The 18703-nt window shown below is 74.5% G+C and carries 13 protein-coding genes; 10 read left to right on the top strand and 3 right to left on the bottom strand.

Annotated features, from left to right (window positions below; genetic code table 11):
- Window positions 1–101: 101 nt before the first annotated feature.
- Entirely contained in the window at window positions 102–977 is an 876-nt protein-coding gene (locus AB0I29_RS22260) for a helix-turn-helix transcriptional regulator (RefSeq protein ID WP_357485889.1), read from the top strand.
- A 30-nt stretch (window positions 978–1007) separates the two neighbouring features.
- On the opposite strand, the gene AB0I29_RS22265 is transcribed toward AB0I29_RS22260, so the two are convergent.
- Window positions 1008–1733, bottom strand: a complete 726-nt coding sequence (locus tag AB0I29_RS22265) for an SDR family NAD(P)-dependent oxidoreductase (protein ID WP_357485890.1) — start codon at window positions 1731–1733, stop codon at window positions 1008–1010.
- Window positions 1734–1793: 60 nt separating this feature from the next.
- Here AB0I29_RS22265 and AB0I29_RS22270 point away from each other — a divergent pair, with 60 nt between their 5' ends.
- From AB0I29_RS22270 to AB0I29_RS22305, 8 genes are all read left to right on the top strand, one after another.
- Window positions 1794–2657, top strand: a complete 864-nt coding sequence (locus AB0I29_RS22270) for a universal stress protein (protein ID WP_357485891.1) — start codon at window positions 1794–1796, stop codon at window positions 2655–2657.
- A 139-nt stretch (window positions 2658–2796) separates the two neighbouring features.
- A complete protein-coding gene (locus AB0I29_RS22275) occupies window positions 2797–4395 on the top strand; it encodes a pyridoxal-dependent decarboxylase (RefSeq protein WP_357485892.1) in 1599 nt (532 codons plus the stop codon).
- A complete protein-coding gene (locus AB0I29_RS22280; RefSeq protein ID WP_357485894.1) occupies window positions 4392–5879 on the top strand; it encodes a SidA/IucD/PvdA family monooxygenase in 1488 nt (495 codons plus the stop codon). Before AB0I29_RS22275 ends, AB0I29_RS22280 begins: the two co-directional genes overlap by 4 nt.
- Entirely contained in the window at window positions 5876–8404 is a 2529-nt protein-coding gene (locus AB0I29_RS22285) for a GNAT family N-acetyltransferase (RefSeq protein WP_357485897.1), read from the top strand. The genes AB0I29_RS22280 and AB0I29_RS22285 overlap by 4 nt, the downstream gene beginning before the upstream one ends.
- A 36-nt stretch (window positions 8405–8440) precedes the next feature.
- Window positions 8441–11098: a GNAT family N-acetyltransferase gene (locus AB0I29_RS22290; protein WP_357485899.1), complete on the top strand. Its 2658-nt coding sequence runs from the start codon at window positions 8441–8443 to the stop codon at window positions 11096–11098.
- 56 nt (window positions 11099–11154) lie between these two features.
- Entirely contained in the window at window positions 11155–11958 is an 804-nt protein-coding gene (gene ddaH / locus AB0I29_RS22295; RefSeq protein ID WP_357485902.1) for a dimethylargininase, read from the top strand.
- Between the two features lie 96 nt (window positions 11959–12054).
- Window positions 12055–13980 carry an ABC transporter ATP-binding protein gene (locus tag AB0I29_RS22300; RefSeq protein WP_357485904.1) on the top strand — a complete coding sequence of 642 codons (1926 nt, stop codon included), beginning with the start codon at window positions 12055–12057 and terminating at the stop codon, window positions 13978–13980.
- The gene (locus tag AB0I29_RS22305) at window positions 13977–15836 is read left to right on the top strand and encodes an ABC transporter ATP-binding protein (protein ID WP_357485906.1); all 1860 of its coding nucleotides are present in this window, start codon (window positions 13977–13979) and stop codon (window positions 15834–15836) included. The genes AB0I29_RS22300 and AB0I29_RS22305 overlap by 4 nt, the downstream gene beginning before the upstream one ends.
- A 10-nt stretch (window positions 15837–15846) precedes the next feature.
- Here the strand turns inward: AB0I29_RS22305 and AB0I29_RS22310 are convergent, their stop codons facing one another.
- Entirely contained in the window at window positions 15847–17175 is a 1329-nt protein-coding gene (locus AB0I29_RS22310; RefSeq protein ID WP_357485908.1) for a PLP-dependent aminotransferase family protein, read from the bottom strand.
- A 359-nt stretch (window positions 17176–17534) separates the two neighbouring features.
- Between AB0I29_RS22310 and AB0I29_RS22315 the strand changes: the two genes are divergently transcribed.
- On the top strand, window positions 17535–18209 hold the full coding sequence (locus AB0I29_RS22315; protein ID WP_357485910.1) for a pyridoxamine 5'-phosphate oxidase family protein: 675 nt from the start codon (window positions 17535–17537) through the stop codon (window positions 18207–18209).
- Between the two features lie 26 nt (window positions 18210–18235).
- Here the strand turns inward: AB0I29_RS22315 and AB0I29_RS22320 are convergent.
- On the bottom strand, window positions 18236–18703 hold a 468-nt coding region (locus AB0I29_RS22320), incomplete at its 5' end, for an HNH endonuclease signature motif containing protein (protein WP_357485912.1).

The raw sequence follows: 18703 nt of genomic DNA on the forward strand, positions 1-18703 counted from the left end.
CCTGTTCAGTCTTGGCGGTGGTGCGGGGGAGAGGGAGTCCCTGGCGTGGGGTGTACCGACAGGGCACCCCGCGCCCCGGGCGTCCGACCTAGCCTGGAGGCATGGACAACCGAGCAGAGGTCCGTGAGTTCCTCATGACCCGTCGCGCCCGGCTCACGCCCCAGGAGGCGGGGCTGCCCGCGGGCACGCACCGCCGGGTGGCGGGCCTGCGCCGCGGCGAGGTCGCCGGGCTCGCCGGCGTCAGCGTCGAGTACTACGCGAAGCTGGAGCGCGGCGCGCTGGGCGGCGCGTCGGCGGCGGTCCTGGACTCCTTGTCCCGCGCCCTGCGCCTCGACGACGCCGAGCACGCCCACCTGCTCGACCTCGCCCGTGCGGCCGACGGCATCCCGTCCTCGGGGCGCGGCCGCCGTCGGGCCTCCCGCCCCGGAGCGCCCCGGCCGAGCCTGCAGTGGACGCTCGACTCCATCACGGACTCCGTCGCGGTCGTCCGCGACCAGCGGCAGGACCTCGTCGCGGTCAACGCCCTCGGGCGCGCCTTTTACTCGCCCCTGATCGGGGACGGCGGCCGGACGCCGAACTTCGCGCGCTTCCAGTTCCTGGACCCCGCGTCCCGCGAGTTCTACCCGGACTGGGACCTCTTCGCCGGGATGTGCGTGGCGATCATCCGCGCCGAGGCCGGCCGCGACCCGCACGACAAGGGCATCCAGGACCTCGTCGGCGAGCTCTCGACGCGCAGCGAGACGTTCCGCACGCTGTGGGCCGAGCACGACGTGCGCACGCACGGCGCCGGCACCAAGCGGTTCCGGCACCCCGTCGTCGGCGACCTGACCCTGGTCTACGAGGAGCTCGCCCTCACGGCCGAGCCGGGCCAGGTGATGCTCGTCTACAGCGCCGAGCCCGGATCGCCGTCGGCCGAGGGCCTGCGTCTGCTCGCGTCCTGGTCCGCCGCGGAGCCGCGGCCGACGGCGGCGCCGTAGCCCGGCTGTCCCGCCGCCCCGCGGGTCGGCTCAGAGCGGGGTGCCGGTCTCCTGCGCCAGCGCCGCCAGGAGCCGGTCCTGGAACGCCACGTCGAGGGCCGCGCCGTGCGGCTGCTGCCGTTCCTGGTGGTACCAGTAGCCGCCGGTCGTCAGCGCCTCCGGGTCGTCGCTGGTGACGAGCCACTCCTGGGTGCGGTGCCCCAGCTCCAGGTCGTCCGGGGCGCCGGCCCCGCCCATCCGGGTGGGCACCCACCCGGGGTCGACGGCGTTGCTCAGCACCCCGGGGCGCAGGCGGGCGACGGCGGCCACGAGGGCCGTGACGAAGAGCTTGCTGTCGCCGTACGAGCCCGGCGTCCGCCCCTGCCAGTCGACGCCGTCGAGCACCGGGCGGCCGCTGTAGTGCGAGCCGCTGCTCAGGTAGACCAGGCGGCGAGGCCGGGGCAGCAGGGCCGTGAGCAGGTACGGGGCGACGACGTTGACCGGCATGACGGCCCGTCCGCTCCACACGCCGGCGTTGTGGATCACCGCGTCCAGCGGGGCGTCGTCGGCCAGCGCACCGGCGAGGCCGCAGACGTCGTCGCGCTCGGCGAGGTCGCCGACCACCAGCCGGGCGCCGCGGTCGACCAGCGGCCGCAGGGTCTCGGCGCGGCCGGGGTTCCGGGCGTGCACGACCACGTCGTGGCCCTGGGCCAGGAGAGCGTCGGCCGCGAGGCGGCCCAGGCCGTCGGCGGAACCCGTCACGAGAATGCGGCTCATAGATAGATCATCCATCGCCTCGGTCCGGCCGGTCCCGTGATCCGGTGTCACGATGGGCTGGTGAGCGATACGCGAGACCTACCGGTCCTGGTGGGCGTGGACGGCTCGGACTCGGCGACACGGGCCGTGCGGTGGGCGGCGCGCGAGGCCGCCCGGCGTGGTGCGCCGCTGGTCCTCGTCAGCGTGTGGACGCCGGTGCCCCCGGGCGTCCCGCACGCCGCGACGCTCGGGCCGTACGAGGACGGGCTGATCGAGCAGGGACGCCAGTGGCTCGCCGACGCCGCCGCGGCGGCCGCGCAGGAGGCGCCCGACGTCCCGGCCGGCACGAGGCTGGCCAGCGGCTCGGTGGCAGGCCAGCTCGTGGGCAGGTCGGCGGCTGCGGGCCTGGTGGTGCTCGGCTCGCGCGGGCTCGGCGGGTTCACCGGGCTGCTGGTGGGCTCGATCGCGGTGGCCGTGGCCACGCACGGGCACTGCCCGGTCGTGGTGGTGCGCGGCACACCCGCCCAGGAGGGCCCGGTGGTGGTCGGCGTCGACGGTTCGCCCACGAGCCAGGCGGCGATCCGCTTCGCCTTCGACGCAGCCGCCCTCCGCGACGCGCCCCTCGTCGCGGTGCACGCGTGGCGGGACGCGTCGGCCGCGGCCCGGCACGGGGTGCAGGACCAGCGCGTGCAGGAGCACGGCGCCGAGGCCCTGGAGCGCTGGCTGGCCGACGCCAGGGCGGACCACCCGGAGGTGCGCGTCGAGCGGGTCGTGGCCCCGGACGGCCCGACCGCAGCCCTCCTCGACCGGGCCGAGGGCGCCCGGCTCGTGGTGGTGGGCTCCCGCGGGCGCGGGGGCTTTCGCGGCCTGCTGCTGGGATCCACCAGCCAGGCCCTGATCTACCACGCGCCCTGCCCGGTTGCGGTCGTGCCGCCGGCAGAGTGACGGGCGCCACGTCCCGGGTTGCGGCCATGGCTTGACGCGGGTGTCCGAAGGATTAAGTTAGGTCAGGCAAACCTAAGTCGCACCACCACGCCGTCCGGTCCGGGCGGCGTTCCTTTCGCCTGCACGAGGAGCCTTCCGCATGCCCTCACACCTGCCCGCAGTGACGCAGCCAGTGCCCACCGCACCCTCGGGTTCGAGCCACGACACGACCGCGCTGTTGCGCGGGGCCACCGCGAGCACCTATGCGGACACCGTCCGCGCGGTCGCCGACGACATCGCAGCACGGCTCACCTCCGTCACCCAGCCGTTCTCGGGCGCCAGCCGCTCCGAGCTGCAGGGTCTCGTGGACGCCGTCGACCTGGACGGCCCGCCGTCGGGCACGCGGGCGGCGCTGCGCGAGGCCGCGGACCTGTACGCGAAGCATGCGATCTGGTTCCACGAACCCACCTACGCCGCGCACCTGAACTGCCCGGTCGCGCTGCCCGCCGTGGGCGCGGAGACGATGCTCGCCGCGATCAACACCTCGGTCGACACCTACGACCAGTCCACGGTCGCCACGCTCATGGAGCGGCGCCTGGTCGAGTGGACGGCGGGCCGGATCGGCTTCCCGGTCGACGGCGAGATCGGCGGCGACGGCGCGGAGGTGCACCAGGGCGCCGACGGCATCTTCACCTCGGGCGGCACCCAGTCCAACTTCCAGGCGCTGTTCCTGGCCCGGGAGCGCGCCCGCCGCGACGGCGTCCGCCTGGAGTCCATGCGGATCCTCGCCACGGCGGCGAGCCACTTCAGCGTCGCCAAGTCCGCCCTCCTGCTGGGCCTGCCGCACGACGCCGTGGTCGAGGTGGGCACCGACGCCGACGGCCGGATGAGCCCGGACGCCCTCGGCCAGACCCTCGTCGACATCGAGCGCACGGGCGACACGGTGGTCGCCGTCGTCGCGACCGCCGGTACCACCGACCGCGGCCGTATCGACCCCCTGGTCCCCATCGCCGACCTGTGCGACGCCGTCGGCACCTGGCTGCACGTCGACGCCGCCTACGGCTGCGGCCTGCTGGTCAGCCCGACGCGCCGGCACCTGCTCGACGGCATCGAGCGGGCCCGCAGCGTCACCGTCGACTTCCACAAGTCGTTCTTCCAGCCCGTCTCGTCCAGCGCGCTCATCGTGCGCGAGCGGCCCGACCTCGCCCCCGTGGCATGGCACGCCGACTACCTCAACCCCCAGGAGAACGCGGAGCCGAACCAGGTCGACAAGTCCCTGCAGACCACGCGCCGCTTCGACGCCCTCAAGCTCTGGGTCACGCTGCGCGCGCTCGGGGCGGACGGCGTCGGCGCGATGGTGGACGCCGTCTGCGACCTCGCCGCCGCCGTGCACCAGGACCTCGCCGACGACACCGACTTCCGCCTCGTGGGGACCACCGACCTGTCCACGGTCCTGTTCCGCTACGAGCCCGAGGGTCTCGACCCCGAGCGCGCCGACGCGCTCGTGCCCCAGGTGCGGCGCGTCCTGTTCGACTCGGGCCGCACCCTGGTCGCCAAGACCGTCATCGACGGCCGCCCCTGCCTCAAGCTCACCCTGCTCAACCCCGACGCCACGCTCGCCGACATCCGCGGTGTGCTGGAGCTGGTCCGCTCCGCCGCCCACGGGCTGCTCGCAGGCGAGGCGCTCGCGGACACGGAGGAGCCGCCGTGCCGGGACGTGCACCCGCGGCTGGAGCGCGGCGAGGGGGAGACGCGATGAGCACCGACCAAACGGGTACCCGACAGATGAAGGTCCACGACCTGCTCGGCATCGGCATCGGCCCGTTCGACCTGGGCCTCGCGGCGCTCGCCCAGCCCCTGGACGACGTCGACGCCGTCTTCCTGGACCAGCGCGACGGCTTCTCCTGGCACGCGGGCATGCTCATCGAGGGCACCACGCTGCAGGTCCCGTTCCTGGCCGACCTGGTGACGATGGCCGACCCGACGTCGCCCTACTCGTTCCTGGCATGGCTCAAGACGACGGGGCGGCTGTACCCGTTCTACATCCGCGAGTCGTTCTACCCGCTGCGCGCCGAGTACGACCAGTACTGCCGCTGGGTGGCCGAGCAGCTCCCGACGCTGCGCTGGGGGCGGCGAGTCACCGCCGTCGTCCGGGTGGCGGACCCGGCGCCGTCGTCCGGCGAGGGCGGCTACCTGTTCGAGGTGACCGCCGAGACAGCCCACGGCGTCGAGAAATACTGTGCCAAGCACCTCGTGCTGGGCACCGGCACCCAGCCGCGGCTACCCGCCTTCCTTGCTGCCCTGGAGGACGGTCCCGGCGGCGCGGCCGGCCCCGTGGTGCACACCAGCGACTACCTGCCGCGCCGCGCGGAGCTCGCCGCGGCAGGCTCGGTCACGGTGGTCGGCAGCGGACAGTCCGCGGCGGAGGTGTACCGCGACCTGCTGGAGGGCTGCGGCACCGGGCCGGGGGAGCACCGGGTGGACTGGGTGACCCGCTCGCCGCGGTTCTTCCCCATGGAGTACACGAAGCTGACGCTCGAGATGACGTCGCCCGAGTACACCGACCACTACGTGTCGCTCCCGATCGAGCAGCGCGACGTGCTGGGGCGCGAGCAGCGCAACCTCTACAAGGGGATCAGCGGCGACCTGATCGACGACATCTACGACACCCTGTACCGCAAGTCGGCCCTGGGCGCGGAGGTGCCGACCACGCTGCTGTCCAACACGGAGGTGGTCGCGGCGCGGTTCGACCCTGCTGGCTCGGACCCTGCTGGCTCGGACCCTGACGGTGCGGACCCTGACGGTGCGGACGGGGCGGGCGAGTACGTGCTGACCCTGCGCCACGCCCAGCTCGGCACGACGGCGGAGCACCGCACCCGCGCGATCGTCGCCGCCACGGGCTATGCCGCCTCCGTACCCGCGTTCCTGGCCCCCGGCCTGGTCAACCTCGACGCCCGCGGCCGTTACGCAGTGCGCCGCGACTACACCGTGGACGACGACGGGCGGATCCACGTGGTCAACGGCGAGGAGCACACCCATGGTGTGACGGCGCCCGACCTCGGGTTCGGCGCCTGGCGCAACTCCGTGATCCTCGCGAACGTCACGGGCCGCGAGCCGTACCCGATCGAGCGCCGCATCGCCTTCCAGCAGTTCGGCCTGCCCGACGGTGGGGACGGGCCGGGACGGGGCAGTACGCGACCGGCCGAGCACCCGACCGACAACGAGATGGAGGCCGCCCGGTGAGCGCCCCGACGACGGTCCACACGTTCGCGACCCCGACCCGCCTCGGCGAGGTGACGCTCGAACCCGTCGACCCGGTGCGCGACGCCGAGCTGGTGCAGCGCTGGCTGGCGCACCCGGCGTCGTCGTTCTGGCAGATGAGCGAGCTGCACGTCGACGACGTGCGCGAGTACCTGGCCGGCATCCAGGGCCGGCCCGGCGAGGACGCCTGGCTCGGCCGCCTCGACGGCGAGCCGGTGTTCCTCACCGAGACGTACGACCCGCGCGTGCTGCTCGACGGCGTCCACGACACCCAGCCGGGCGACCTCGGCATGCACCTGCTGGTCGCCCCGCCCGCGACCCCGCGGCACGGGCTGACCGACGCCGTGATGACGGCGGTCATGCGGTTCTGCCTGTCGGCTACGGGCGCGGGGGCAGGAACCGGCCGGGGCGCCGTCCGTGTCGTCGTCGAGCCCGACGTCGGCAACCGGAAGATCGCCGCCAAGAACGCCGCCGCCGGGTTCCGTGTGCTGCGCGAGGTGGACCTCGGCCGCGGCGCGCACGCCAAGCGCGCCGCCCTGAGCGTCGCGACCCGCGCCGACTTCGCGGCGTCCGCACTGGGCGACGGGTTCGCGCCCGACGGCGACCCCGCGACCCACCGGCCCGACCCGATGATCGCCACACACCTGAGCGCACCGCTCATGGAGCACGCCCACCGGCACCTGGCGGCCAAGGCCCTGGCGGAGCTCGCCCACGAGCGGCTCTTCGCGCCGGAGCCCGACGACGCCCCGGACGACAGCACGGACGGGAACAGCGCGGACGGGAACAGCGCCGACGGCGCCTACCGCCTCGATCTCGACGGCGTCACCTACCGGTTCACCGCCCGCCGCTACGCCCTGGAGCACTGGGTCATCGACCCGGCGTCCATCCGCCGCACGGCCGACGCCGGGGTGCGCGGCGCCGTCGTCCTGCCCGTGGACGCGCTGGAGCTGATCGCGGAGCTGCAGCCGCTGCTCCAGGTGCCCGACGCCCTGCTCGCGACCTACCTCGAGGAGCTGTCCGCCACCCTGGCCAGCGCGGCCGCGAAGCGGGAGCGCGAGCTCGACGGCACCACGCCCTCGGTGCGCGGGCTGCTGGACGCGGCCCGGACGGCGTCCGGCGCGCACGCCACCGCCGAGGCGTTCCAGCAGGTCGAGGCCGCGATGTCCGAGGGGCACCCCAGCTTCGTCGCGAACAACGGCCGCATCGGCTTCTCCCTGCGGGACTACCGCGCCTACGCGCCCGAGCGCGGGGAGCGGCTGCGCATGCTGTGGCTCGCCGCGCGCCGGGAGCACACCCACCTCGCGCTCGCGGCCGACCAGACCGAGGCGGGCCACTACGGCAGCCCCGGCACCCCGGGCGAGCTGTCCGACGCCGAGCGCGCCGCCTTCGCCGACCGCCTCGCCGCCCGTGGCCTCGACCCCGCCGACTACCTCTACCTGCCCGTGCACCCCTGGCAGTGGGAGCACCGCGTGGCCGTCACCTTCGCGGCGGACGTCGCGCGCGGCGACTTGGTGCCGCTCGGCCCCGGCTCGGACGAGTACCAGGCCCAGCAGTCGATCCGCACCATGTTCAACCGCACCCGCCCGCAGCGGCACTACGTCAAGGTGGCGCTCGCGATCCAGAACATGGGGTTCCTGCGCGGTCTGTCCCCGGCCTACATGCGCGCCACCCCGGCGATCAACGACTGGGTCGCGGACCTGGTGGGCGGCGACGAGACCCTGCGCCGCGCCGGGTTCGGCGTCCTGCGCGAGCTGGCCTCCGTCGGGTACACGGGCGACGTCTACCACCGCACGCCCCAGCCCAACCCGCACCGCAAGATGCTCGCCGCCCTGTGGCGCGAGTCGCCCGTGCCGCGGCTGGCGGACGGCGAGCGCCTGGTGACCATGGCGAGCCTGCTGCACCGCGACGCGAGCGGGGCGTCGTTCGCCACGGGCCTGGTCCGCGAGTCCGGCGTCGCGCCCGAGCAGTGGCTGCGCGCCTACCTCGACGCCTACGTCTACCCGCTGGTGCACTGCCTGCTGACCTACGAGCTCGCGTTCATGCCGCACGGCGAGAACCTCATCCTGGTGCTGCGCGACGGCGTGGTGCAGCGCGCCATCATGAAGGACATCGGCGAGGAGGTCGCCCTGCTGGGCCAGGGCCCCCTGCCGGACGGCGTCGAGCGCATCCGGGCCGCCGTGGACGACGACGAGAAGGCGCTCGCGATCTTCACCGACGTGTTCGACGGCGTGCTGCGGCACCTGGCGGGCATCCTCGCCGAGGACGGCGTGCTGGGCGAGGACCGGTTCTGGGCCCTGGTGGCCGAGACGATCGACCGGCACGCGGCCGAGCACCCCGACGTGCGGGCCAGGACGGGGATCGACCTGCGGGCCGCGCGGTTCGCGCACTCGTGCCTCAACCGGCTGCAGCTGCGCAACACCCTGCAGATGGTGGACCTGACCAACCAGTCCGAGTCGCTGATCTACGCGGGAACGCTCGCGAACCCCGTGCGGCGCCCAGAGAGATGACCCCAGAGAGATGAACCCGGAGAGATGATAGGGAACGTGGACTTCGACCTGTTTCGTGACGACCTCGGCATCCCGCACGTGCGGGCCGCGACCGAGACGGCCCTGGCCTACGGCCAGGGCTGGGTGACCGCCCAGGACCGCGGGCTGCAGGTCGAGGCGGACCGGATGCGGGCGGAGGAACGGTACGGCGAGCTCGCCGGCGCGGCGGGGGAGGCGTGGGACCGGTTCGCCGCGCGGGAGCGGCTTGCCGCCACGGCCCGCACGATCCACGACTCCCTGGCCCGGCCCGAGCGCGAGTGGCTGGCCGCGTACGCGGACGGCGTCAGCGCCGGGCTGCTGGCGGGCGGCCGCGACGTGCCGGAGCTGGCGGGGGTGCCGTTCCGGCCGTGGGCGCCGTGGACCCCGATCGGCGTCTTCCTGGCGAGCCACGTCCTGTTCAACGGGTTCCCGAGCATCCTGTGGCGGGCGCACGTGGCCCGGCACCTGCACGTCCCGGGCGTGCCGCTGGACCGGGTCCTGGGCCTGTTCGTGGCCGACGGCGGCTCCGGGTCCAACGCGTGGGCGGTGCACGGCCGGTTCACCGAGTCGGGCAGCCCGCTGGTCGCGGGCGACCCGCACCGCACGCTGGAGCTGCCCGGCCCGTACCAGCAGGTGCGGCTCGCGTGCACCGACCCGGCCGCGCCCTACGACGTCGTCGGCTTCGCCTTCCCGGGCGTGCCCGGGGTGCCGCACTTCGGGCACGCGTCGGGACCGTCGTCAGCCGTGGCCTGGGGCATCACCAACGCCGCGGCGCACCACGTCGAGGTCGTCTCGGACGGCGCGGACAGCGGCCGCCCCGAGGGCTGGCGCCTGCACTGGCCGGCCCGCGAGCTGTCCGACGTCGGCGTGGCGGCGTGGCGCGCCCTGCTGCACGCCCGCACCGCGCGCGACGTCGCCGAGGCCTTCGGCGGGTGGGTCGACCCCGTCAACCGGGTGCTCACGGCCGACAGCACCGGCGAGGTGCTGAGCCTGACGGCGGGCAAGGTCCCGGACGTGCCGGCCGGCGCGCCGGAGCGCGCGCTGCCGACCGCCAAGCCGGCGGACGGCTACGTGGACCTCCCGGCGCCGGCGCGGGTGACCGAGGTCGCGGTCGACGCCAACGAGCGGCCGGTCACCCAGCGGCCCGCCGGTCAGGACGGGCGCCCGGGATCCGGCCCGCGCGACCTGCGTCCGGGCAGGGAGGCGCACGACCTCGGCTGGTCCTACGCGCCCCACCGCGCGGAGCGCATCCGGCAGCTCCTCGCCGCGGCCACCGCACCGGAGTCGCCCACCACGCAGGCCCGGATCCACGGCGACACCCGCGACCTCGGCGCGCCCGGCCTGGTCGCGCACCTGGCGGACGACGCCTCCGTGGCCGCCGTCCGCCTGCGCGCCTGGGTGGCCGACGGCGCCCACGTGGACGCCGCCTCCACCGACGCCGCCCTCTACATGCGCTGGCGCGACGCCCTGGCCCACCGGCTCGCGAGCCACCCCGTCTTCGCGCCGCTGCACGAGCCGCACGGGCAGGACCCCGCGCTGACACCGGTGCTCGGCGGCGTCTTCGACGTCCCGACGGCGGTCGGGGCCGGGCTGTCGCGGATCCTCGCGGCCGACTGGCTCGTCGTCGCGGGTCCGGACGGCAGGCGCCTGCGCATCGATGCCGCGGCGGAGGCGAGCGCGGCGCTGGCCGAGGTCGTGCAGGCGACCGCCGTGCAGGCCGCCGTCGGCCCGGCCGAACCCGCCTGGGGCGACCTGCACGTGCCCGCACCGCTGCTCCCGGTGCCGGACCTTGTCGCGCCCGCGGTGCCCGGCCGCCCGCTCGACGTGACGCCCGCCCCGGTCTCGGGCAACAACGAGACCGTGCGCTGCACGGGCGGCTCGCCCGGGGTCGCGCCCACCGCGTACCGCGCGTCGGTGGCGCGGTACGTCTGGGACCTGTCCGACCGCGCGAACAGCCGGTGGGGCGTGCCGTTCGGCGCCGACGGCCGCCCGGGCAGCCCGCACTTCGACGACCAGCACGCCACCTGGGCTGACGCCCGCACCTCCGCCGTCGTCACCGACTGGGACCGGCTGCGCCCGGCGGACACCAGCCTGCGGCTGCTGAACGGCGCCCGCGGCGCCGAGGTGTGGCGCCGCGACTTCGGCGAGGACGGTCTCGTCACCGTGCACGTGCTGGACCCGGAGGCCGACGCCGACCTGCTGCACGGGTGGTTCACCCGGCCGCGGGCGGCGTTCTGGGGGATGGGGGAGCACACGCGCGACGAGGTGCGCGACACGTACGCGTTCGTGGACTCCCTGGAGACCCACCACGCCTACCTCGTGCGGTGGGACGACGAGCCCGTGGTGCTCGTGCAGGCCTACCACCCGGAGCACGACCCGATCGGCACCGCCTACGACGTGCGGGAGGGCGACCTCGGGCTGCACTTCTTCCTGGGCAGCCGCGGCCCGGCGGCCCGGCACGGGGCGCCAGCCGACCCCTGGTCGGTGCTCGGGCCTGCGATGCGTGGGTTCCTCTTCGCCGGGGCGGGCACCCGCCGCCTGGTGGGGGAGCCGGACGCGCACAACGACAAGGCCCTGCGCCGCATGCTGGTGATGGGGTTCACCGCGGGCGAGGTGGTCTCGTTCGAGTCGCCGCAGGGGCCGAAGACGGCGCGGATGGCCTACCTGGAGAGATAGCGCCGGGAACCGGGACCGCCGGACCGATGCCGTTCCTGACGCGGTAGCGTCGCGGGATGGTCACCGCACAGCCCGCCGCCCGGCCGGCCCCGGAGGAACTGCACCGCACCCTGCTCGTCCGCCCGCCGTCGCCTGCCCTGGCCGACGGCGAGCTGACGCATCTCGAACGCGTTCCCGTCGACGCGGACCTGGCCGCGCGGCAGTGGGCGCGGTACGCGGACGTGTTCCGCGACCTGGGGTGGGCGGTGCGCGAGCTCCCCGCAGCCGACGAGCACCCCGACGGGGTGTTCGTCGAGGACACCGTGGTGGTGTTCGACGACCTGATGGTCCTGACCCGGCCCGGCGCCCTGTCCCGGCGGGGCGAGATCGAGTCGATGCGGCCCGTGGCCGAGGCGACGGGCCGCGAGGTCGCCGAGATCATCGAGCCCGGCACCCTGGAGGGCGGCGACATCCTCAAGGTCGGCCGCACCGTCTACGTGGGGCGGACGGCGCGGACGAACGCCGAGGGCGCGGCGCAGCTGCGCGCGCTGCTCGAACCCCGCGGCTGGCGCGTCGTCGAGGTGCCCGTGACCCGGGCGCTGCACCTCAAGTCCGCCGTGACCGCCCTGCCGGACGGCACGGTGATCGGTCATGTGCCGCTGGTCGACGACCCGAGCCGGTTCGAGTCGTTCCTGGCCGTCCCGGAGGCGGAGGGCACCGCCGTCGTCGTGCTGGACGAGACCACCGTGCTGCTGTCGGAGTCCGCACCGGCCACCGCCGAGCTCCTGCGGGGGCGGGGGCTCACGGTGCTCACCACGCCCGTCACCGAGTTCGAGAAGCTCGAGGGCTGCGTCACGTGCCTCTCGGTGCGGGTGCGCTGACGCCGCTTCCCTGCCCGCGCTCCTGTGGTGCAGGTCACAACACAAGAAGGTGCTTACCGAAACTAACAACTTGCGCCCGGCGGGATAATGGCTGTGATGCCTCCCACAGACGAACGCTCGAATCGATCCGATCCTTCTTCTGATCCCAGCAGCCCGCCCGGCGACGAGCGCAGCACCTTCGCCTCGATCCGCCGGCTCTACCCTTACGTCCGCCCCGCCCTGCCACGCCTGGTGGGCGGTCTGGTCGCGTCGCTCGGCGCCAGCCTCATGGCGCTCGCCATCCCGCGCGTGCTGCAGTGGGTCACCGACGGCCCGCTCACGGCCGGCGCCCGCGAGCACGACTGGACGGGCCTGGCCTGGTCCGTCGTGCTCGTCGCCCTGCTCGGCGCGGGCGAGGCCGGCCTGATCCTCCTGCGCCGCACGCTCGTCATGTTCCCCGGCACGCGGGTCGAGGCCGTGATGCGCATGGCCCTGTTCAAGCACCTGCAGGACCTCCCGGTCGCGTTCCACGACCGCTGGCCCGGCGGGCAGCTGCTCAGCCGCATCATGGGCGACCTCGGCCTGCTGCGCCGCTGGCTCGTCTTCGGCATCCTGCAGCTCGTGGTCAGCTTCGTGACCATCGTGGTCGGCGTCGGCCTGCTCGTGGCCACCGGCGGCTGGCTGGGCATCATCTTCCTGTGCGGCGCGATCCCGGTGACGATCCTGGCGTTCCGGTTCTCCCGCAAGTACCGGAAGATCTCGCGGCTCTCGCAGGACCAGTCGGGCGACCTCGCCACCACCGTCGAGGAGTCCGTGCACGGCATCCGCGTGCTCAAAGCGTTCGGCCGCGGCCCGGACGCCCTGGACTCGTTCACCGACCAGGCGTCCGAGCTGCGCGAGACCGAGATCCGCAAGGCCACCACCGACGCCGGACTGACCACCGCGCTGCGCGTGATCCCCGAGGTCACGCAGGCGGTCGCGCTCGTGATCGGCGTCTACCTGGTGGCCCAGGGCGACATGACGCTCGGTGCGCTGGTCGCGTTCTTCACCACCACCGCGGTCATCAACGGCCCGGTCGTCGACCTCGGCATGACGCTGTCGATGACGCTCAACGCACGGACCGCCGTCGACCGGTTCTTCGAGGTGATCGAGACCGTCAACCCGCTCACGGACCCGACGCGGCCCGCTGAGCCGACACCTGCCCAGGGTGGTGGGGGCGGTCACGTCGCCTTCCGCAACGTCACCTTCCGGTACGACGACGCCGAGCGCCCCGTGCTCGACCAGGTCGACCTGGAGCTGCCGCCCGGCACCACCACCGCTCTGGTCGGCCTCACCGGCTCCGGCAAGTCCACCCTGGCGATGCTCGCGCCCCGGCTCTTCGACGTGACGGCGGGCGTGGTCGAGGTGGACGGCGTCGACGTGCGCGACATGACCCGCGCCCAGGTGCGCGAGCGCGTCGCCGTCGCCTTCGAGGACCCGACCCTGTTCTCCGCCTCGGTCCGGGACAACGTGCTGCTCGGCGTGTCCGACGACCTGCCGGAGGCGGAGCGCGAGGCGCTCATGACGCAGGCGCTCGACGTCGCCCAGGCCCAGTTCGTGCTGGACCTGCCCGACGGCGTCGGCACCCGCATCGGCGAGGAGGGCATGTCCCTGTCCGGCGGCCAGCGCCAGCGCCTCGCCCTGGCCCGCGCCATCGCCGCACGGCCGCGCGTGCTCGTGCTCGACGACCCGCTGTCCGCCCTGGACGTCACCACCGAGGAGGCCGTCACCGCCCGCCTGCGGGACGTGCTGCGGGACACGACCAGCCTGATCATCGCGCACCGCCCCTCGACGGTGGCCCTGGCCGACCGGGTGGCCATGCTGCAGGGCGGGCGCATCACCGCCGTCGGCACCCACCACGACCTGCTGGCCGGCGACCCGCACTACCGGTACATCATCTCGAGCCTCGAGGAGGACTACGAGGCGCACGAGCCGGAGGGCACCGAGCCCCGGAGAACCGAGTCGAGGAACGCCGAGCCCACGAGCCAGGAGGCGCTGTCATGACCGCGACCACGGAGACCACCCCGGAAGCAGGGGGCCGCCGTCGTCCCACCGACGCCGCCGCGGACGACGAGACCCGCCTCGGCAAGGAGGCGTCCCAGGCCGTCCGGCGCCGCTCCATGCAGCTGCTCGGCGACCTGCTGCGCTCCCACCAGCGGGCGCTGGCCTGGGCCGCCGTGCTCGTGGTCGCGTCCACGCTCGGTCAGGTCGCCGGGCCGTGGCTCGTCGCCGTGGCCATCGACAGGGCGGTGCCCGCCCTGCAGGACGGCTCGGTCACGCCCCTGGTGCTCACCGGCGCCGGGTACCTCGTCGCCGCCGTGCTGGGCGGCGTGGCCGCCGGAGCCTACGTGCGCGCCGCGGCCCGCATCGCGCAGGCCGTGCTGCTCGACCTGCGCCGCCGCGTGTTCCGCCAGACCCAGCGGCTCTCGCTCGAGTTCCACGAGTCCTACACCTCGGGCCGGATCATCTCCCGGCAGACCTCCGACCTGGAGGCACTGCGCGAGCTGCTCGACGGCGGTCTGACCGGCGTCGTCTCCTCGCTGCTGCTCATGGTGTTCACCTTCATGAGCCTGCTGCTCATCGACTGGCGGTCCGGCCTCGTGCTCGCCGTCGCGTTCGTCCCGGCCTGGCTGCTCACCCGCTGGTTCCAGCGCATGTCCCAGCGCTACTACCGGGAGCAGCGGACGGCGTCCGCCCGGCTCATCGTCAAGTTCGTCGAGACCATGACCGGCATGCGCGCGGTGCAGGCGTTCCGCCGCGAGCCCACCACCGAGGCGGACTACGGCAAGCTCGGCGAGGACTACCGCGACGCCAACCTGCAGATCTTCGGCGTCAACGGCCGGTTCCAGCCGGGCCTGATCCTCATCGGCAACATGACGGTCGTGGCGGCGCTCGCCGTCGGCGGCTGGCGTGTGCTGGACGGGGCGATGGAGGTGGGCGTGCTCGCGGCCGTGCTGCTGTACTGCAAGCGGTTCTTCCAGCCGGTGCAGCAGCTCGGCATGTTCTACAACTCCTTCCAGTCCGCCACGGCGGCGCTGGAGAAGGTGTCGGGCCTGCTCGCCGAGGAGCCCACCGTCGTCGAGCCCGCCCACCCGACGCCGCTGGCGGCCGCCGGCGAGCGGGCCCGCGGCGAGCTGCGGCTGGACCATGTGCGGTTCCAGTACGGCGACGGCCCCGTGGTGCTGCCGGACCTGGACCTCACGATCCCGGCCGGTCAGACCGTGGCCGTGGTGGGTACCACCGGCGCCGGGAAGTCGACGGTGGCGAAGCTGGTGACGCGGTTCTACGACGCGTCCACCGGCGCGGTGCGGCTGGACGGCATCGACGTGCGCGACCTGTCCTCGACCGACCTGCGGCGCGCCGTCGTCATGGTCACCCAGGAGGCGTACCTCTTCAGCGGGTCCGTGCGCGAGAACATCGCGCTGGGCCGGCCCGGGGCGAGCCAGGCCGAGATCGAGGCCGCGGCCCGTGCGGTGGGCGCGCACGAGTTCGTGCTCGAGATGCCCGACGGGTACGACACCGACGTGAACAAGCGCGGCGGCCGCGTGTCGGCCGGGCAGCGGCAGCTCCTGTCGTTCGCCCGGGCGTTCCTCGCGGACCCGGCGGTGCTGGTGCTCGACGAGGCGACGTCCTCGCTCGACATGCCGGGCGAGCGGCTCGTGCAGCGAGGTCTGCAGACCCTGCTGGCCGACCGGACCGCGATCATCATCGCCCACCGGCTGTCCACCGTGGCGATCGCCGACCGGGTGCTCGTGATGGAGCACGGCTGGGTGGTCGAGGACGGCACGCCCGCCGAGCTGATCGCGGGCGACGGGCGGTACGCCCGGCTGCACGAGGCGTGGCAGGACTCGCTGGTCTGAGCGGCGATCGTCAGCGGCCGCGCAGGCCGCTGACGATCGCCTCCAGTGCCCGGTCGAGCTCGGCGTCGGTCACGCCGCCGAAGCCGAGCACGAGACCGGTCGGGCCGGCGGTCCGGCAGTACAGCTCCAGCAGGCGCACCTCGAACCCCGCGGCGCGGGCCGACGCCCGCGCCGCGGCGGCCGCCTCCGGGCTGGTCAGCCAGGTCGAGTACATCCCGGCCAGCGGCCCGGCGAGCTCGGCGTACGGCTCCAGGGCGGCGGCGACCCGGGGCGCCCGGTCGGCGTAGACGCGGCGCGCGGTGCGCACCACCTTGTCGACCCAGCCGTCGCGCAGCAGGGTCAGCAGGGCGCGCTGGTTGGGCCATGGCGGGGTGTCGTGGGTGATCGCGCGGTGGTCCAGCAGGCGGTCGTGGACCTCGGGCGGCGCGACGAGCCACCCCAGCCGCAGGCCGGGGCTGACCGACTTGGATGCCGTCCCGACGTAGGCCACGCACGACCGGTCGAGTGCGGCCAGGGCGGGCACGGGGGCGACGTCGTACCGGAACTCGGAGTCGTAGTCGTCCTCGACCACGACGGCGCTCGCGGCGCGGGCGGCCGCGAGCAGTGCGAGCCGGTCCGCGGCGGGCATGACCCGGCCCAGCGGGTGCTGGTGCGCGGGCGTGACATAGGCGGCGGCGCACCCGGCCAGGTCGGTGACGGGCGCGAGCGCCGGATGGTCGACGACGTCCCGCCCCGACGTCCGGATCGTCTCCACGGCGGCCCGGTAGCCGGGGTCCTCGACCAGGACGTCGCCGGGCCCGAGCGCCCCCAGGAGCTGGCGCAGGGCGTCCGTGGAGCCGCTGGTCAGCAGGATCTCATCGGGTCCCACGGTCAGGCCGCGGGTGCGCGCGAGGCGCTCGGCGAGGGCCTCGCGCAGCTCCGGGAGCCCGGCCGGGTCGGGGTAGCCCCGCGGCGGCGTCGTCGCGGAGACCTCCCGCCAGGCGCGACGCCAGCCCGCGAGCTGGCGCGGGTCGATCCAGGGCGTGCCCGCGTCCAGGTGCGTGTACTCGGTGGCTCGCGTGGCGGGTCGGTTCGGCTGCGGCGGGGCGGGGAGCGTCTCGCCGAACGCCACGAACGTGCCGGCGCCGCGGCGGGTGGAGACCCACGCCTCGGCAAGGAGCTGGTCGTACGCCTGCTCGACGACGGCGCGCGCCACCCCCAGGTCGGCCGCGAGGGCGCGGCTGGAGGGCAGCCGGTCGCCGGTGCCGAGCGTTCCGTCGGTCACGAGGGCACGGACGGCAGCGGCGAGCTGGGCGGGGAGCGGCTCGGCGCGGGTGCGGTCGAGTCGGACGGGGAGCATGGTGCGGCTTTCGGGTCGGGGTGGGGTGGTGTGGTCTCGGGTCGTGCGGGTCGTGCGGGTCGTGCGGGTGGTGCGGGTCGTGCGGGTCGTGCGGGTCGTTCGGGGCGGTGCGGGTCGTTCGGGGCGGTGCGGGAGCCCGATGGCCCGTGTCCGTGGGGCGAGTGGCTTGTTCAACTGGCGGCGGAATGGCCCGTGTCGGTAAGCCACTTCGGGGTCAGGCTAACCGTATGACGACACAGCAGCTCACGCCGGGACCGGCCGCACCCGGTCGCCCCGAACCCGCCCCGTCCACGTCTGGCTCGTCCACATCCGATATTGCCGTGCCTGGCTCGTCCACGTCTGGCCCGTCCTCAGCCTCGTTGTCGCCCACGGACCGGACGACGCCGACCCGCGGCCGCAACCGCCAGGTCGACGAGCGGGACCGGCTCATGGCCTTGCTCGCCGACGCGCTGATCGCACACCTGGGGGTCGTGGCCGGGGCGCACCCGGTGGTCCTGCCCACCGCCTTCGGCGTCGACCCCGCCGGGCCCGACGACGGCGGGACCCTGTACCTGCACGGCTCCGTCGCGGCCGGCTGGCTCGCACCGGCACTCGAGCGGGACGTGTGCGTGACGGTGACCGAGCTCGACGGCCTGGTCCTGGCACGCACGGGCTTCCACCACTCGATGAACTACCGGTCGGCGGTGGTGATCGGGCGGCCTCGGCGGGTGACCGACGCGGGGGAGCGCCGCCGGGCGCTCGACCTGATCGTGGACCACATGGTGCCTGGGCGTGCCGCGACGCTGCGGCCCCCGACGCGCAAGGAGCTCGCGGCGACCGTGGTGATCGCGCTGCCGCTTGCCGAGGCCTCGATGAAGCAGCGCGCGGGCGGGGCCACGCTCGAACCTGGCGACCTCGAGCTCGACGGCTGGGCCGGGCTCGTGCCGGTACGCCGGGTCGCCTCGGCGCCCCTCACCGAGGACTACGTCGCCGACCCGGTGCCCGAGCTCGTGCTGCGCCGCGCCGCAGAGCTGGGTGGTGACGGGCGCGTCTGACGGGTCGGTGGGTGCGGCCCGAACGATCAGAAGGGTGGCTCCTCAGGAAGAAGCCGGCGCGGTTCACCGGTAGCGGGTGTCTCATGAGGTCCGGCGCCGGGCGGGGTGCTGGCGGCGAGATCGTCGGTCGAGCTGCCCGGGCCTCGCTGTCCGAGGCGGTGTCGGATGTCGTCGGCGAGGCTGGTGATGCCGGTGCCGGTGCCGGTGCCGGCGTGGTCGGTGCTGGTGGGCCCTGCCTGGGTGGGTGGTCGGGTGTGGGTGTGGCCGGTGGGTGCGGTCCAGGTCGTGTTCCCGGTGTCGGGGTCACGGGTGACGTTCCAGCCGCCGTGTGTCTTGGCGAGGTGGTGGGCGCGGCACAGGGGTTGGAGGTTGGTGGCGCGGGTCTGTCCGGGCACGCCCGGTGGTTGTGTGGTGGGGTCGAGCGTGTGGTCGTAGGGGTGGATGTGGTCGAGGTCTGCCCATTGGGCGGGTCGGTCGCACTGGGGGAAGCAGCA

It is taken from the genome of Promicromonospora sp. NPDC050262, assembly GCF_040655935.1.
In the GTDB taxonomy this organism is placed as follows: domain Bacteria; phylum Actinomycetota; class Actinomycetes; order Actinomycetales; family Cellulomonadaceae; genus Promicromonospora.

Coding starts and splice junctions, on each gene's coding strand:
- AB0I29_RS22305 (WP_357485906.1), top strand. CDS start 13,977: ATGACCGCGACCACGGAGACCACCCCGGAAGCAGGGGGCCGCCGTCGT.
- ddaH (WP_357485902.1), top strand. CDS start 11,155: ATGGTCACCGCACAGCCCGCCGCCCGGCCGGCCCCGGAGGAACTGCAC.
- AB0I29_RS22300 (WP_357485904.1), top strand. CDS start 12,055: ATGCCTCCCACAGACGAACGCTCGAATCGATCCGATCCTTCTTCTGAT.
- AB0I29_RS22265 (WP_357485890.1), bottom strand. CDS start 1,733: ATGAGCCGCATTCTCGTGACGGGTTCCGCCGACGGCCTGGGCCGCCTC.
- AB0I29_RS22275 (WP_357485892.1), top strand. CDS start 2,797: ATGCCCTCACACCTGCCCGCAGTGACGCAGCCAGTGCCCACCGCACCC.
- AB0I29_RS22280 (WP_357485894.1), top strand. CDS start 4,392: ATGAGCACCGACCAAACGGGTACCCGACAGATGAAGGTCCACGACCTG.
- AB0I29_RS22260 (WP_357485889.1), top strand. CDS start 102: ATGGACAACCGAGCAGAGGTCCGTGAGTTCCTCATGACCCGTCGCGCC.
- AB0I29_RS22310 (WP_357485908.1), bottom strand. CDS start 17,175: ATGCTCCCCGTCCGACTCGACCGCACCCGCGCCGAGCCGCTCCCCGCC.